The sequence below is a fragment of the Ectopseudomonas composti genome (assembly GCF_900115475.1).
Classification (GTDB): Bacteria; Pseudomonadota; Gammaproteobacteria; order Pseudomonadales; family Pseudomonadaceae; genus Aquipseudomonas; species Aquipseudomonas composti.
The window spans coordinates 1-15775 of the sequence record NZ_FOWP01000023.1 but is presented as its reverse complement, the minus strand read 5'-3'; the positions used below and the strand labels follow the sequence as shown (position 1 = coordinate 15775).

Annotated in this window: 13 protein-coding genes and 1 tRNA gene; all 14 read right to left on the bottom strand. The window is 58.7% G+C overall.

The annotated features are described in order from the left end of the window. Nucleotides 1-333: GTP-binding protein (locus tag BM059_RS24885; protein WP_208606131.1), on the bottom strand; the 333-nt coding region annotated here is incomplete at its 3' end. A 30-nt stretch (nucleotides 334-363) separates the two neighbouring features. Continuing rightward, nucleotides 364-2511, bottom strand: a complete 2148-nt coding sequence (gene fusA / locus BM059_RS24880) for an elongation factor G (RefSeq protein WP_037001822.1) — start codon at nucleotides 2509-2511, stop codon at nucleotides 364-366. 30 nt (nucleotides 2512-2541) lie between these two features. After that, nucleotides 2542-3012 (bottom strand): 30S ribosomal protein S7, encoded by a 471-nt coding sequence (gene rpsG / locus BM059_RS24875; protein ID WP_003246741.1) that lies wholly within the window; start codon nucleotides 3010-3012, stop codon nucleotides 2542-2544. Between the two features lie 104 nt (nucleotides 3013-3116). After that, complete coding sequence (gene rpsL, locus BM059_RS24870; RefSeq protein WP_004373429.1) at nucleotides 3117-3488, bottom strand: 30S ribosomal protein S12; 372 nt, start codon at nucleotides 3486-3488, stop codon at nucleotides 3117-3119. A 146-nt stretch (nucleotides 3489-3634) separates the two neighbouring features. Continuing rightward, a complete protein-coding gene (gene rpoC / locus BM059_RS24865) occupies nucleotides 3635-7834 on the bottom strand; it encodes a DNA-directed RNA polymerase subunit beta' (protein WP_037001821.1) in 4200 nt (1399 codons plus the stop codon). 63 nt (nucleotides 7835-7897) lie between these two features. Then, complete coding sequence (gene rpoB, locus BM059_RS24860) at nucleotides 7898-11971, bottom strand: DNA-directed RNA polymerase subunit beta (RefSeq protein WP_074941747.1); 4074 nt, start codon at nucleotides 11969-11971, stop codon at nucleotides 7898-7900. Nucleotides 11972-12191: 220 nt separating this feature from the next. Next, a complete protein-coding gene (gene rplL, locus BM059_RS24855) occupies nucleotides 12192-12560 on the bottom strand; it encodes a 50S ribosomal protein L7/L12 (protein ID WP_037001817.1) in 369 nt (122 codons plus the stop codon). Between the two features lie 80 nt (nucleotides 12561-12640). After that, nucleotides 12641-13141: a 50S ribosomal protein L10 gene (gene rplJ, locus BM059_RS24850; protein WP_037001815.1), complete on the bottom strand. Its 501-nt coding sequence runs from the start codon at nucleotides 13139-13141 to the stop codon at nucleotides 12641-12643. 212 nt (nucleotides 13142-13353) lie between these two features. After that, on the bottom strand, nucleotides 13354-14049 hold the full coding sequence (rplA, locus tag BM059_RS24845) for a 50S ribosomal protein L1 (RefSeq protein ID WP_074941746.1): 696 nt from the start codon (nucleotides 14047-14049) through the stop codon (nucleotides 13354-13356). Further along, nucleotides 14049-14480, bottom strand: a complete 432-nt coding sequence (gene rplK / locus BM059_RS24840) for a 50S ribosomal protein L11 (protein ID WP_021488823.1) — start codon at nucleotides 14478-14480, stop codon at nucleotides 14049-14051. Before rplK ends, rplA begins: the two co-directional genes overlap by 1 nt. Before the next feature lie 119 nt (nucleotides 14481-14599). Further along, nucleotides 14600-15133, bottom strand: a complete 534-nt coding sequence (nusG, locus tag BM059_RS24835) for a transcription termination/antitermination protein NusG (RefSeq protein WP_004373446.1) — start codon at nucleotides 15131-15133, stop codon at nucleotides 14600-14602. A gap of 9 nt (nucleotides 15134-15142) precedes the next feature. Continuing rightward, nucleotides 15143-15511: a preprotein translocase subunit SecE gene (gene secE / locus BM059_RS24830; RefSeq protein WP_037001810.1), complete on the bottom strand. Its 369-nt coding sequence runs from the start codon at nucleotides 15509-15511 to the stop codon at nucleotides 15143-15145. Between the two features lie 42 nt (nucleotides 15512-15553). Beyond that, nucleotides 15554-15629: transfer RNA gene (locus tag BM059_RS24825), tRNA-Trp, on the bottom strand. A gap of 53 nt (nucleotides 15630-15682) precedes the next feature. Beyond that, nucleotides 15683-15775: EF-Tu C-terminal domain-related protein (locus tag BM059_RS24820; RefSeq protein WP_449240075.1), on the bottom strand; the 93-nt coding region annotated here is incomplete at its 5' end.

The following is a 15775-nucleotide window of genomic DNA, read 5'->3' as shown; positions in this document are numbered from 1 at the left end:
GCCGTCGGCAGCCGAGCAGACCAGGATCGCGCCGTCCATCTGGGCAGCACCGGTGATCATGTTCTTCACGTAGTCGGCGTGCCCCGGGCAGTCAACGTGCGCGTAGTGACGTACGGACGAATCGTACTCTACGTGTGCAGTGTTGATGGTGATACCACGAGCTTTCTCTTCCGGCGCGCTATCGATCTTGTCGAAGTCGACCTTGGCCGAACCGAAAACTTCGGAGCAGACGCGGGTCAGAGCAGCGGTCAGAGTGGTTTTACCGTGGTCAACGTGACCGATGGTGCCTACGTTGACGTGCGGTTTGTTACGTTCGAATTTTTCCTTAGCCACGACAGTAAACCTCTTACTTAAAGGGCGGGATTAGCCTTGTTTTTTAACCAGTGCTTCGACGATGTTCGCCGGAGCCTCTGCGTACTTGGAGAATTCCATGGAGTAGCTGGCACGACCCTGGGACATGGAACGGACGTCGGTAGCGTAACCAAACATCTCGCCCAGCGGAACTTCGGCACGGATAACCTTACCGGACACCGAATCTTCCATACCCTGGATCAGACCACGACGACGATTCAGGTCACCCATCACGTCACCCATGTAGTCCTCAGGAGTTACCACTTCTACCTTCATGATCGGCTCAAGCACCTTACCGCCACCCTTCTGGGCCAGCTGTTTGGTCGCCATGGAAGCAGCGATCTTGAACGCCATCTCGTTGGAGTCGACGTCGTGGTAGGAACCATCGAACACGGTAGCCTTCAGGCCGATCAGCGGATAGCCGGCAACGACGCCGTTCTTCATCTGCTCCTCGATACCCTTCTGGATAGCCGGGATGTATTCCTTCGGAACCACACCACCAACGACTTCGTTGGTGAACACCAGACCTTCGGTGATGTTGCCCTTGTCGTCCACGTCCGGAGTCGAGAAGCGAATCCAGCAGTGACCGAACTGACCGCGACCACCGGACTGACGAACGAACTTACCTTCGATCTCGACAGCGTCCTTGGTGATGGTTTCACGGTAGGAAACCTGCGGCTTACCGATGTTGGCTTCGACGTTGAACTCGCGCTTCATGCGGTCAACGAGGATGTCCAGGTGCAGCTCACCCATACCAGAGATGATGGTCTGACCGGTTTCTTCGTCAGTCTTAACGCGGAACGACGGGTCTTCCTGAGCCAGTTTGCCCAGTGCAATACCCATCTTCTCCTGGTCAGCCTTGGTCTTCGGCTCTACAGCTACCGAAATAACCGGCTCCGGGAAGTCCATGCGCTCGAGGATGATCTGCTTGTCCGGATCGCACAGGGTTTCACCGGTGGTGACGTCCTTCATGCCGATCAGAGCAGCGATGTCGCCAGCGCGCACTTCTTTGATCTCTTCACGCTGGTTGGCGTGCATTTGCACCATACGACCAACGCGCTCTTTCTTGCCTTTCACGGAGTTGATGACCGACTGGCCAGACTCCAGAACGCCCGAATAAACGCGGACGAAGGTCAGCGTACCAACGAACGGGTCGGTAGCGATCTTGAACGCCAGAGCCGAGAACGGCTCGTTGTCGTCGGCATGACGCTCGTCGTAATCGCCTTCGGCGATTTCCTCTTTCGGCTTGTCGGCCAGATCCGGGTGAATACCCTTGATCGCAGGGATCTCGGTCGGAGCAGGCAGGAAGTCGATGACGGCATCGAGAACCAGGGGAACACCCTTGTTCTTGAACGAAGAACCGCAGACAGCCGGCACGATTTCGCTCGCCAGAGTACGGGCGCGCAGACCAGCCTTGATCTCTTCGACGGACAGGTCACCTTCTTCAAGGTACTTGTTCATCAGCTCTTCGTTGGCTTCGGCAGCAGCCTCAACCATGTTCGAACGCCACTCGTTGGCCAGGTCTACCAGCTCGGCAGGAATTTCTTCCTCACGGTAGGTAGTACCCTTGTCGTCGTCGTTCCAGTAGATGGCCTTCATCTTGATCAGATCAACCTGACCTTCGAAGTTCTCTTCTGCACCGATGGCGATCTGAATCGGTACCGGGGTGTGCCCCAGACGGTTCTTGATCTGACCGACGACACGCAGGAAGTTGGCGCCCTGGCGGTCCATCTTGTTCACGTAGACGATACGCGGAACACCGTACTTGTTGGCTTGACGCCATACGGTTTCAGACTGCGGCTCGACACCCGAAGTACCGCAGAACACAACGACAGCACCGTCGAGTACGCGCAGCGAGCGCTCTACTTCAATGGTGAAGTCAACGTGACCGGGGGTATCGATGACGTTTACGCGATAGTTGTCGTACTGACCAACCGAACCTTTCCAGAAGGTGGTGATAGCAGCAGAAGTAATGGTAATACCACGCTCCTGCTCCTGAACCATCCAGTCGGTGGTCGCGGCGCCATCATGCACCTCGCCCATCTTGTGGCTCAGGCCTGTGTAGAACAGGATCCGCTCGGTAGTGGTGGTCTTGCCCGCGTCAACGTGGGCACAGATACCAATATTACGGTAGCGGTTAATTGCTGTATTACGAGCCATAAAGCCCTCGCAAGGTTAGTGGAGCCGGAATTAGAAGCGGTAGTGCGAGAAAGCCTTGTTGGCCTCAGCCATACGGTGCACGTCTTCACGCTTCTTGACAGCAGCGCCTTTGCCTTCAGCAGCATCCAGCAGCTCACCAGCCAGACGCAGAGCCATGGACTTCTCACCGCGCTTGCGCGCGTAGTCCACCAGCCAGCGCATAGCCAGGGCGTTACGACGGGACGGACGAACTTCGACCGGAACCTGGTAGGTAGCACCGCCGACACGGCGGGACTTCACTTCGACCAGCGGAGCGATGGCGTCGAGAGCTTTCTCGAAGATCTCCAGGGGATCGCTGTTCTTGCGTGCTTTGACAGTGTCCAGAGCACCGTAAACGATGCGCTCGGCCACGGCCTTCTTGCCGCTTTCCATCACGTGGTTCATGAATTTGGCGAGGATCTGGCTTCCGTATTTCGGATCATCCAGGATCTCACGCTTTGCTGCTACACGACGTCTTGGCATTGATAAGCCCTCAAACGGTCTTCAGGTTAGCCCGGGACCAACGGCGAACGCCGCGCCCGACCTTACTCTTATCGACTCAACTAAATAAAAAGAATCAGGCGGCCTTATTTCGGACGCTTGGTACCGTACTTGGAACGACCCTGCTTACGGTCTTTAACGCCGGAGGTATCCAGCGAACCACGCACGGTGTGGTAGCGCACACCCGGAAGGTCTTTTACACGACCGCCACGGATCAGCACGACGCTGTGCTCTTGCAGGTTGTGGCCTTCACCGCCGATGTACGAAGAAACTTCGTAGCCGTTGGTCAGACGCACGCGGCACACTTTACGCAGTGCCGAGTTAGGTTTTTTCGGCGTGGTGGTGTACACGCGGGTGCACACGCCACGACGCTGCGGGCAGTTCTGCAGCGCAGGCACGTCGGATTTCTCGACGATACGCTTACGCGGCTGACGTACCAGCTGGTTGATAGTTGCCATCTACTAGCTCCACTGTTGTCTTTCGACGCTCACAAATAAAGATGGCAGAGCACAGCGCCCTGCCAAATTTAGGGGTGCATGAGTCTAAAGAGACTCACGCCCCCAGTCAAGGCAAAGCCCCGCTAGCGAACTAGCGAGGCTTCGACTCAATTTCCGCTGGAGTTCAGCGCTTCGGTCAGTGCGGCTTCCACTTCACTGGCGCTGACACGTACCGGCTTGTCGGCATCACGCTTGCGCTTGCGCTCGCTGTGATAGGCCAGACCGGTACCGGCCGGGATCAGACGACCCACGACCACGTTCTCTTTCAGACCACGCAGGTAGTCGCGCTTGCCAGTAACCGCTGCCTCGGTGAGGACGCGAGTGGTTTCCTGGAAGGACGCTGCCGAGATGAACGACTCGGTGGACAGCGACGCCTTGGTGATACCCAGCAGTACGCGGGTGTACTTGGCGACGAACTTGTCCTCTTCGGCCAGACGCTCGTTCTCGCCCAGTACCTGGGTGAGCTCCATCTGATCGCCCTTGATGAAGGACGAATCGCCGGACTCGCTGACTTCAACCTTACGCAGCATCTGACGCAGGATGGTCTCGATGTGCTTGTCGTTGATCTTCACGCCCTGCAGACGGTAAACATCCTGGATCTCGTTGACGATGTACTTGGCTAGCGCACTCACACCCAGCAGACGCAGGATGTCGTGCGGATCGCTAGGACCGTCGGAGATGACTTCGCCGCGGTTCACTTGTTCGCCTTCGAAGACGTTCAGGTGACGCCACTTCGGAATCAGCTCCTCGTACGGATCGCTACCATCGGTCGGGGTGATGACCAGACGGCGCTTGCCCTTGGTCTCCTTGCCGAACGAGATGGTGCCGCTGATTTCCGCCAGGATCGAAGCTTCCTTCGGACGACGGGCTTCGAACAGGTCGGCAACGCGCGGCAGACCACCGGTGATGTCGCGGGTCTTCGAGGTCTCTTGCGGGATACGGGCGATAACGTCACCGACCGCGATCTGCGCACCGTCAGCCACACCGACCAAGGCGTTGGCAGGCAGGAAGTACTGAGCAGGAACGTCGGTACCCGGCAGCAGCAGTTCCTTGCCGTTGGCGTCGACCATCTTGATGGCCGGACGAATGTCCTTACCAGCAGCCGGACGATCCTTCGGATCGAGAACCTCGATGTTGGTCAGACCGGTCAGTTCGTCGGTCTGGCGCTTGATGGTGATGCCCTCCTCCATGCCGACGAAGGTCACAGTACCCTTCATTTCGGTCACGATCGGGTGGGTGTGCGGGTCCCACTTGGCGACGATAGCGCCAGCGTCGACCTTGTCGCCTTCCTTCACCGAAATCACGGCACCGTAAGGCAGCTTGTAGCGCTCACGCTCACGACCGAACTCGTCGGCAATGGCCAGCTCGCCGGAGCGGGAAACCGCTACCAGGTTGCCGTCCACACGCTCGACGTGCTTGAGGTTGTGCAGACGGACCGCACCACCGTTCTTCACCTGGACGCTGTCGGCAGCCGAAGTACGGCTTGCAGCACCACCGATGTGGAAGGTACGCATGGTCAGCTGGGTACCCGGCTCACCGATGGACTGAGCAGCGATAACGCCGACCGCCTCACCGATGTTGACCTGGTGACCACGGGCCAGATCGCGACCGTAGCACTTGGCGCAGATGCCGAAACGGGTTTCGCAGGTGATCGGCGAACGCACGACCACTTCATCGACGCTGTTCAGCTCGATGAACTCGACCCACTGCTCGTCGATCAGGGTGCCGGCCGGAACGATGACGTCCTCGGTGCCTGGCTTGAACACGTCCTTGGCGATCACTCGACCCAGTACGCGCTCACCCAGGGGCTCGACCACGTCACCGCCCTCGATGTGCGGCGTCATCAGCAGACCGTGCTCGGTACCGCAATCGATCTCGGTCACCACCAGATCCTGGGCCACGTCGACCAGACGACGAGTCAGGTAACCGGAGTTCGCGGTCTTCAGTGCGGTATCCGCCAGACCTTTACGAGCACCGTGAGTGGAGATGAAGTACTGCAGAACCGACAGACCTTCGCGGAAGTTCGCGGTGATCGGCGTTTCGATGATGGAGCCGTCCGGCTTGGCCATCAGGCCACGCATACCGGCCAGCTGACGGATCTGCGCGGCAGAACCACGAGCACCCGAGTCGGCCATCATGTACATGGAGTTGAAGGACTCCTGCTCGACGGTCTTGCCTTCGCGATCGACAACCGGCTCTTTCGAGAGGTTGGCCATCATCGCCTTGGACACTTCGTCGTTGGCCTTGGACCAAAGGTCGATCACCTTGTTGTACTTCTCGCCCTGGGTAACCAGGCCGGAGGCGTACTGCGATTCGATCTCCTTCACTTCCTCGGTGGCGGCGTCAATGATGCGCGCCTTCTCATCTGGGATGACGAAGTCGTTCACACCGATCGACACACCGGAGATGGTCGAGTAGGCGAAACCGGTGTACATCAGTTGGTCAGCGAAGATCACGGTGTCCTTCAGACCAACGGTGCGGTAGCACTGGTTGATCAGCTTGGAGATCGCCTTCTTCTTCATCGACTGGTTGACCACGTCATAGGACAGGCCGGCCGGTACGATTTGGAACAGCAGCGCGCGGCCGACAGTGGTGTCGACGATGCGGGTGTTCTTGGTGATGCTGCCGTCGCGGTCTTTGATGACCTCGTTGATACGCACTTTCACGCGGGCGTGCAGGGACGCTTCGCCGGCGCGGAATACGCGGTCGACTTCCTGCAGGTCGGCGAATACGCGACCTTCACCTTTGGCGTTCACGGCTTCACGGGTCATGTAGTACAGACCCAGTACCACGTCCTGCGACGGCACGATGATTGGCTCACCGTTGGCGGGCGACAGGATGTTGTTGGTCGACATCATCAGCGCGCGCGCTTCGAGCTGGGCTTCCAGCGTCAGCGGCACGTGAACGGCCATCTGGTCACCGTCGAAGTCAGCGTTGTACGCGGCGCAGACCAGCGGGTGCAGCTGGATAGCCTTACCTTCGATCAGAACCGGCTCGAACGCCTGGATACCCAGACGGTGCAGGGTCGGGGCGCGGTTGAGCAGTACGGGGTGTTCGCGAATCACTTCGGCGAGAACGTCCCACACCTCTGGCAGCTCGCGTTCGACCATCTTCTTGGCCGCCTTGATGGTGGTCGCCAGACCACGCATTTCCAGCTTGCCGAAAATGAACGGTTTGAACAGCTCGAGAGCCATCTTCTTCGGCAGACCGCACTGGTGCAGACGCAGGGTCGGGCCTACGGTAATTACGGAACGACCGGAGTAGTCCACGCGCTTACCGAGCAGGTTCTGACGGAAGCGACCTTGCTTACCTTTGATCATGTCGGCCAGCGACTTCAGCGGACGCTTGTTCGAGCCAGTGATGGCGCGACCGCGACGGCCGTTGTCGAGCAGGGCGTCGACCGCTTCCTGCAGCATGCGCTTTTCGTTGCGCACGATGATGTCCGGCGCCGACAGATCGAGCAGGCGCTTCAGACGGTTGTTACGGTTGATCACGCGGCGATACAGATCGTTCAGATCGGAGGTCGCGAAGCGGCCACCGTCGAGCGGTACCAGCGGACGCAGATCCGGCGGCAGAACCGGCAGAACAGTCAGCACCATCCACTCTGGCAGGTTGCCGGAGTCCTTGAAGGCTTCCATCAGCTTCAGGCGCTTGGACAGCTTCTTGATCTTGGTCTCGGAGTTGGTCTGCGGAATCTCTTCACGCAGGCGGCCGATCTCGTGATCCAGGTCGATGGCGTGCAGCAGCTCGCGAACGGCCTCGGCACCCATGCGCGCGTCGAAGTCGTCACCGAACTCTTCGAGGGCTTCGAAGTACTGCTCGTCGTTCAGCAGCTGGCCCTTCTCGAGCGTGGTCATACCCGGGTCGATCACCACGTAGCTCTCGAAATAGAGCACGCGCTCGATGTCACGCAGGGTCATGTCCATCAGCAGGCCGATACGGGACGGCAGCGATTTCAGGAACCAGATGTGGGCGACCGGCGAAGCCAGTTCGATGTGCGCCATGCGCTCACGACGAACCTTGGCCAGGGCGACTTCAACGCCGCACTTCTCACAGATCACACCGCGATGCTTGAGGCGCTTGTACTTGCCGCACAGGCACTCGTAGTCCTTGACCGGGCCAAAGATCTTGGCGCAGAACAGGCCGTCGCGCTCTGGCTTGAAGGTACGGTAGTTGATGGTTTCCGGTTTTTTAACTTCACCGAACGACCACGAACGGATCATCTCAGGCGAGGCCAACCCGATACGGATGGCGTCGAACTCTTCGACTTGACCCTGGTTTTTCAGCAAATTCAGTAGGTCTTTCAAAGCCTTTCCTCCTGGCGGAGCGGGCAGCGGGCTGGGGTAGCCCCGCTGCCGATTCACGTCGTGTTATTCGGTTTCCAGATCGATGTCGATACCGAGCGAACGGATCTCTTTGATCAGTACGTTGAAGGACTCGGGCATGCCCGGCTCCATACGGTGATCGCCATCCACGATGTTCTTGTACATCTTGGTACGGCCGTTCACGTCGTCCGACTTCACCGTCAGCATTTCCTGCAGGGTGTAGGCGGCGCCATAGGCTTCCAGTGCCCAGACCTCCATCTCCCCGAAACGCTGACCACCGAACTGCGCCTTACCACCCAGCGGCTGCTGGGTAACCAGGCTGTAGGAGCCAGTGGAACGGGCGTGCATCTTGTCGTCCACCAGGTGGTTCAGTTTGAGCATGTACATGTAGCCGACGGTCGTCGGACGCTCGAACTGGTTACCGGTACGACCGTCGAACAGGCGCATCTGGCCGCTCTCCGGCAGATCAGCCAGCTTCAGCATGGCCTTGATCTCGGTTTCCTTGGCGCCGTCGAACACGGCAGTCGCCATCGGCACACCGCCTTTGAGGTTCTTCGCCAGCTCGAGAATCTCGGTATCGGAGAACTCGTCGAGGTTTTCCTGACGGCCACCGATCTCGTTGTAGATCTCAGCGAGGAACTTGCGCAGTTCGGCGATCTTGCGCTGCTCTTCGAGCATGCGGTTGATCTTCTCACCCAGGCCCTTGGCCGCGAGGCCCAGGTGGGTTTCGAGAATCTGACCGACGTTCATACGCGACGGAACGCCCAGCGGGTTCAGTACGATGTCGACCGGGGTACCGTTGGCATCGTGCGGCATGTCTTCGACCGGCATGATTACCGAGACCACACCCTTGTTACCGTGACGACCGGCCATCTTGTCACCCGGCTGGATGCGACGGCGGATGGCCAGGTAAACCTTGACGATCTTCAGTACGCCCGGCGCCAGGTCATCGCCCTGCTGCAGCTTGCGCTTCTTGTCTTCGAACTTGTCGTCGAGCATCTGACGGCGGTCGGAGATGTAGGCCTGGGCCTTCTCCAACTGCTCGTTCAGGGCGTCGTCGGCCATGCGCAGCTTGAACCACTGGCCACGCTCAAGACCGTTGAGGAACTCGTCGGTGATCGCGGTGCCTTTCTTCAAACCAGCGCCGCCTTCGGCGATCGCGCCAACCAGAGCGGAACGCAGACGTTCGAAGGTCGCGCCTTCAACGATGCGGAACTCTTCGTTGAGGTCCTTGCGGATCTCGTCCAGCTGCATCTTCTCGATGGACAGGGCACGCGAATCGCGCTCCACGCCGTCACGGGTGAAGACCTGCACGTCGATGACGGTGCCCTTGGTGCCAGTCGGCACACGCAGGGAGGTGTCCTTAACGTCGGACGCCTTCTCACCGAAGATCGCACGCAGCAGCTTCTCTTCCGGCGTCAGCTGGGTCTCGCCTTTCGGCGTGACTTTGCCGACCAGGATGTCGCCCGGGCCGACTTCGGCACCGACATAGACGATACCGGCTTCGTCCAGCTTGTTCAGCGCAGCTTCACCCACGTTCGGGATGTCAGAGGAGATTTCCTCTGGGCCGAGCTTGGTGTCACGCGCCACACAGGTCAGTTCCTGGATGTGGATCGTGGTGAAGCGATCTTCCTGAACAACGCGCTCGGACAGGCAGATGGAGTCTTCGAAGTTGAAGCCGTTCCACGGCATGAACGCAACGCGCATGTTCTGACCCAGCGCCAGTTCACCCATGTCGGTGGACGGACCGTCGGCCATGATGTCGCTGCGCGCAACCTTGTCACCTTTGCTCACCAGCGGACGCTGGTTGATGCAGGTGTTCTGGTTGGAACGGGTGTATTTGGTCAGGTTGTAGATGTCGACACCGGCTTCGCCAGTTTCAACTTCGTCATCGTTGACACGCACCACGATACGGCTGGCGTCGACCGAGTCGATCACACCACCACGACGGGCCACGACGCAGACACCGGAGTCACGGGCGACGTTGCGCTCCATGCCGGTACCGACCAGCGGCTTGTCGGCACGCAGGGTCGGTACAGCCTGACGCTGCATGTTCGAACCCATGAGTGCGCGGTTGGCGTCGTCATGCTCGAGGAACGGAATCAGCGAGGCAGCGACGGAAACGACCTGCTTCGGCGATACGTCCATCAGGGTGACGTCTTCCGGCGCCTTGACGGTGAACTCGTTGAGGTGACGTACGGCTACCAGCTCGTCGATCAGCTGACCCTTGTCGTTCAGGGTCGCGGACGCCTGGGCGATAACGTGGTCGGCTTCTTCGATGGCGGACAGGAACACGATCTCGTCGGTGACCTGACCTTCCTTGACCACACGATACGGGCTTTCCAGGAAGCCGTACTGGTTGGTGCGGGCGTAGGCAGCCAGCGAGTTGATCAGACCGATGTTCGGACCTTCAGGGGTTTCGATCGGGCACACGCGACCATAGTGAGTCGGGTGTACGTCGCGGACTTCGAAGCCGGCGCGCTCACGGGTCAGACCACCTGGGCCGAGTGCAGAAACGCGGCGCTTGTGGGTGATCTCGGAGAGCGGGTTGTTCTGGTCCATGAACTGCGAGAGCTGGCTGGAACCGAAGAACTCCTTCACCGCCGCCGCAACCGGCTTGGCGTTGATCAGGTCTTGCGGCATCAGGCCTTCGCTTTCGGCCATCGACAGACGTTCCTTGACCGCGCGCTCTACACGCACCAGGCCAACGCGGAACTGATTCTCAGCCATCTCGCCGACGCAACGTACGCGACGGTTACCCAGGTGGTCGATGTCGTCGACGATGCCTTTGCCGTTACGGATGTCGACCAGAGTCTTCAATACGGCAACGATGTCTTCCTTGCTCAGCACGCCCGAACCTTCGATCTCGGTACGACCGATACGACGGTTGAACTTCATGCGACCAACGGCGGACAGGTCGTAACGCTCGGCACTGAAGAACAGGTTGTTGAACAGGGTCTCGGCAGCGTCCTTGGTTGGCGGCTCGCCAGGACGCATCATGCGGTAGATCTCAACCAGCGCTTCGAGCTGATTGGTGGTGCTGTCGATCTTCAGCGTGTCGCTGATGAACGGACCACAGTCGATGTCGTTGGTGTACAGGGTCTCGAAACGAACCACCTGGGCCTTGGACATCTTGACCAGCAGGTCGGCGGTCAGCTCGGTGTTGCACTCGGCGATGATCTCGCCAGTAGCCGGGTGCACGATCGCCTTGGCAGTGGTACGGCCAATGACGTAGTCGAGCGGTACTTCCAGCTCTTTGATGCCAGCCTTGTCCAGCTGGTTGATGTGGCGCGCAGTGATACGGCGGCCTTGCTCGACGATGACCTTGCCGCTGCCATCCTTGATGTCGAGAACGGCGACTTCGCCGCGCAGACGCTGCGGAACCAGCTCCAGGTTCAGGCTCTCGCCCTTCACGTGGTAGACGTTGGTGTCGTAGAAGGCATCCAGCACTTCTTCAGTGCTGTAGCCGAGTGCGCGCAGCAGGACGGACGCCGGCAATTTGCGGCGACGGTCGATACGCACGAATACCGCGTCCTTCGGATCGAACTCGAAGTCCAGCCAGGAACCGCGGTAAGGGATGATGCGCGCGGAGTACAGCAGCTTGCCCGAGCTGTGGGTCTTGCCACGGTCGTGGTCGAAGAACACACCCGGCGAACGGTGCAGCTGGGAAACGATTACGCGCTCAGTACCGTTGATAACGAAGGTACCGTTCTCGGTCATGAGCGGAATTTCGCCCATGTACACTTCTTGCTCTTTGATGTCCTTGATCGCTTTGTTCGACGATTCTTTGTCGAAAATGATCAGGCGCACTTTCACGCGCAGCGGCACGGCGAAGGTCACGCCACGCAGGACGCACTCCTTGACGTCGAACGCCGGCTCGCCCAGGCGATAGCCGACGTACTCCAGGGCGGCGTTGCCGGAGTAGCTGATGATCGGGAATACCGATTTGAAGGCCGCATGCAGGCCGATGTCGCGGAACTGTTCCTTGCTCACCCCTTGCTGCAGGAATTCGCGGTACGAATCCAGCTGGATAGCCAGGAGGTAAGGCACATCCATGACATCCGGCAACTTGCTAAAGTCCTTGCGGATACGTTTTTTCTCAGTGTATGAGTAAGCCATCAGCGTTCCCCAGCTTGGTCACCTGCTTGTTTGGCCAGCGCCGGCGGCGGTGACCAGAAAATCGTGCAAACCCTCGGTTTGCAACCGCCTCTCGGGCGGGATCTTTTCGGCTCCAGGTCGGCTGTTGAACAGCCAACCTAGAACGGAAAAAGGCCGGTGGCAAAAGCCACCAGCCATCAGCCTTTCGCTCAACGCTTGGGCTGGAGACGCAAGGTCGAAATTACTTGACTTCGACTTTAGCGCCAGCTTCTTCCAGCTTCTTCTTGGCGTCTTCAGCAGCTTCTTTCGAAACGCCTTCAGCGACGACCTGAGGAGCGGTGTCAACCTTCTCCTTGGCTTCTTTCAGGCCCAGACCGGTCAGCTCGCGAACTGCCTTGATCACGTTGACTTTCTTCTCGCCGGCTTCAACCAGAACAACGTTGAACTCGGTTTGCTCTTCAACAACAGCAGCCGGACCAGCCGGGCCTGCAGCGGCAGCAGCAGCAGCGGTAACGCCGAAGGTTTCTTCCATCGCCTTGATCAGCTCAACGATTTCCATAACGGATTTCTGGCCGATCGCTTCGATGATTTGCTCGTTAGTCAGAGACATGACTATCAATTCCTGTATTGGGGTGACGGCCTACGCGACCATCAAATTAAACGTTTGATTTCGAAAGAGCTCACGCCGCCTTAGGCAGCAGCAGCTTCTTTCTGGTCGCGAATGGCTGCCAGAGTGCGAGCGAGTTTGCTGGTGGCGCCTTGAATAACGCTCATCAGCTGGGCGATGCCCTCGTCACGGGTCGGCAGACTTGCCAGTACGTCGATCTGGTTTGCTGCGAGGTACTTGCCCTCGAACGCAGCTGCCTTGATCTCGAACTTGTCCTGACCCTTGGCAAAATCCTTGAACAGACGAGCAGCAGCGCCCGGGTGTTCGTTGGAGAAAGCGATCAGGGTCGGGCCTTTGAACACGTCGTTGAGCACGTCGAACTGAGTGCCTTCAACGGCGCGCTTGAGCAGGGTGTTACGCACGACTTTCACGTACACACCAGCTTCGCGGGCCTCTTTACGGAGTCCGGTCATTGCGCCGACAGTCACGCCACGGGCATCAGCCACGACAGCGGACAGACCGGCTTTGGCAGCCTCGTTGACTTCAGCGACGATGGCCTTCTTGTCTTCGAGTTTAATTGCCACGGGTTTACTCCTGGTTTTTACCGTATCGCCGAACCGAAGTTCAGCGGCGTTTTGGTGTCTGATTCGGTAACGAATCGGGAGCACCATCTGCGTAGGCCATCAGGCGGACCTGACGTTTAAAACGTGCGTCACCTACGGTCTTGGATAGCCCCCGCCAGGCAGGGACCCCAATCTTGCAAAGCCTGCAGCGCGCACGCTGCAGACCCAATCACTTACGCGTCGAGCGAAGCCTGATCGATGATCAGACCCGGACCCATGGTGGTGCTCAGGGTCACACGCTTGACGTAGATGCCTTTCGAAGTCGACGGCTTCAGACGCTTCAGGTCGGACAGCAGGGCTTCCACGTTCTGCTTCAGCGCAGCGGCTTCGAAGCCGACCTTGCCAACGGAGGTGTGGATGATGCCGTTCTTGTCGGTACGGAAACGTACCTGACCAGCCTTGGCGTTCTTGACAGCGGTAGCGACGTCCGGGGTAACGGTGCCTACTTTCGGGTTCGGCATCAGGCCGCGCGGGCCCAGTACCTGGCCCAGCTGGCCAACAACGCGCATGGCGTCCGGAGAAGCGATGACCACGTCGTAGTTCAGGTCGCCGGCTTTCATTTCGGCAGCCAGATCGTCCATACCGACTTTGTTAGCACCAGCAGCCAGAGCAGCTTCAGCGCCCGGACCCTGGGTGAACACGGCAACGCGTACGCTTTTACCAGTGCCGTTCGGCAGAACGGTGGCACCACGTACAACCTGGTCGGATTTACGCGGGTCTACGCCCAGGTTCACAGCGACGTCGAAAGACTCGGTGAACTTGACAGCAGACAGCTCGGCCAGCAGGCCGGCAGCTTCTTCGAAGGTGTAGGCCTTACCGGCTTCAACCTTGGCCGCGATGGCCTTTTGGCGCTTGGTCAACTTAGCCATTACACACCCTCCACGTTCAGGCCCATGCTACGAGCGGAGCCGGCGATGGTGCGCACGGCCGCATCCAGGTCAGCGGCAGTCAGATCAGCCTGCTTGGTCTTGGCGATCTCTTCCAGCTGAGCACGGGTAACGGTGCCTACTTTGACGGTGTTCGGACGAGCGGAACCGCTGGACAGGCCTGCAGCCTTCTTCAGCAGTACCGATGCCGGGGTGCTCTTGGTTTCAAAAGTAAAGCTGCGGTCGCTGTAAACGGTGATGATCACAGGAGTCGGCAGACCAGGTTCCATGCCCTGAGTCTTGGCGTTGAACGCCTTGCAGAATTCCATGATGTTCACGCCGTGCTGACCCAGAGCGGGACCCACGGGTGGCGACGGGTTTGCCTGACCGGCTTTAACCTGCAGCTTGATATAAGCCTGAATCTTCTTAGCCATTAGCTACTCCAATTTCGGGTTCGAACGCCTGTCGGCTCCCCGAGGTTACTTACGCATTTATCCCAGTGACGACAAAACCCCGCAGCCTAAGGCTGCGGGGTGAGGGATGCTTATGTCAGTTATGCCTTCTCGACCTGACTGAACTCCAGCTCGACCGGGGTGGAGCGACCGAAGATGGTCACAGCAACCTGGATACGGCTTTTCTCGTAATTCACTTCTTCGACCACGCCACCGAAATCGGCGAACGGACCATCGACAACTCGTACCATTTCGCCCGGCTCGAACAGAGTCTTGGGCTTCGGCTTGTCACCGCTATCGGCGACACGACGCAGAATGGCTTCGGCTTCTTTCTCTGTGATCGGCGCTGGCTTGTCAGCAGTACCACCGATGAAGCCCATGACGCGCGGCGTATCCTTGATCAAGTGCCAAGTCGCCTCGTTCATTTCCATCTGCACCAAAACATAGCCAGGGAAGAACTTGCGCTCACTCTTGCGCTTCTGACCATTGCGCATCTCGACCACTTCTTCAGTGGGAACGAGAATCTCGCCAAAGTCATCTTCCATACCAGCCAGCTTCACGCGCTCGATGAGCGAGCGCATGACATGCTTCTCGTAACCCGAGTAAGCATGCACGACGTACCAACGCTTAGCCACGAGACACCCTTAACCAACAATCAGGGAAATAAGCCAACCGAGCAGGGAATCGAGCCCCCACAGCAGCAGCGCCATCACCAGAACCACTGCAACCACGATAAGAGTGGTCTGCATGGTTTCCTGGCGGGTCGGCCAAACAACTTTACGAATCTCAACGCGCGCTTCTTTCAGCAGCACCGCAAAGGCCTGACCACGAGCAGTCTGAAACGCCACAAAAGCAGCGGCAGCACCCAGCACAACCAGACCCAGAACACGATACAGAACCGGCTCAGCAGAGAAGTACTGATTACCGACAACACCCACAACAACCAGGGCAGCGACAACCAGCCACTTGACCAGATCAAAGCGAGAGTCTTGGGCTTCAGCCTTAACATTCATTCGAGAGGATCCTGTGAAAGACACGCCAGATTCGTTAGAAAATGGCAGGTCAGGAGGGAATCGAACCCCCAACCTGCGGTTTTGGAGACCGCCGCTCTGCCAATTGAGCTACTGACCTAAAGCAAAATCAGGCCGACCATTATGCCGGCCTGAGAGGAACAGATCAACCGATTACTCGACGATCTTGGCAACCACGCCAGCACCAACGGTACGGCCGCCTTCGCGAATCGCGAAACGCAGACCATCTTCCATGGCGATCGGCTT

Bases quoted from the DNA above. Each gene is read 5' to 3' on its own strand.
- fusA (WP_037001822.1), bottom strand. From the start codon at position 2,511: ATGGCTCGTAATACAGCAATTAACCGCTACCGTAATATTGGTATCTGT.
- rpsG (WP_003246741.1), bottom strand. From the start codon at position 3,012: ATGCCAAGACGTCGTGTAGCAGCAAAGCGTGAGATCCTGGATGATCCG.
- rpsL (WP_004373429.1), bottom strand. From the start codon at position 3,488: ATGGCAACTATCAACCAGCTGGTACGTCAGCCGCGTAAGCGTATCGTC.
- rpoB (WP_074941747.1), bottom strand. From the start codon at position 11,971: ATGGCTTACTCATACACTGAGAAAAAACGTATCCGCAAGGACTTTAGC.
- rplL (WP_037001817.1), bottom strand. From the start codon at position 12,560: ATGTCTCTGACTAACGAGCAAATCATCGAAGCGATCGGCCAGAAATCC.
- rplA (WP_074941746.1), bottom strand. From the start codon at position 14,049: ATGGCTAAGTTGACCAAGCGCCAAAAGGCCATCGCGGCCAAGGTTGAA.
- rplK (WP_021488823.1), bottom strand. From the start codon at position 14,480: ATGGCTAAGAAGATTCAGGCTTATATCAAGCTGCAGGTTAAAGCCGGT.
- secE (WP_037001810.1), bottom strand. From the start codon at position 15,511: ATGAATGTTAAGGCTGAAGCCCAAGACTCTCGCTTTGATCTGGTCAAG.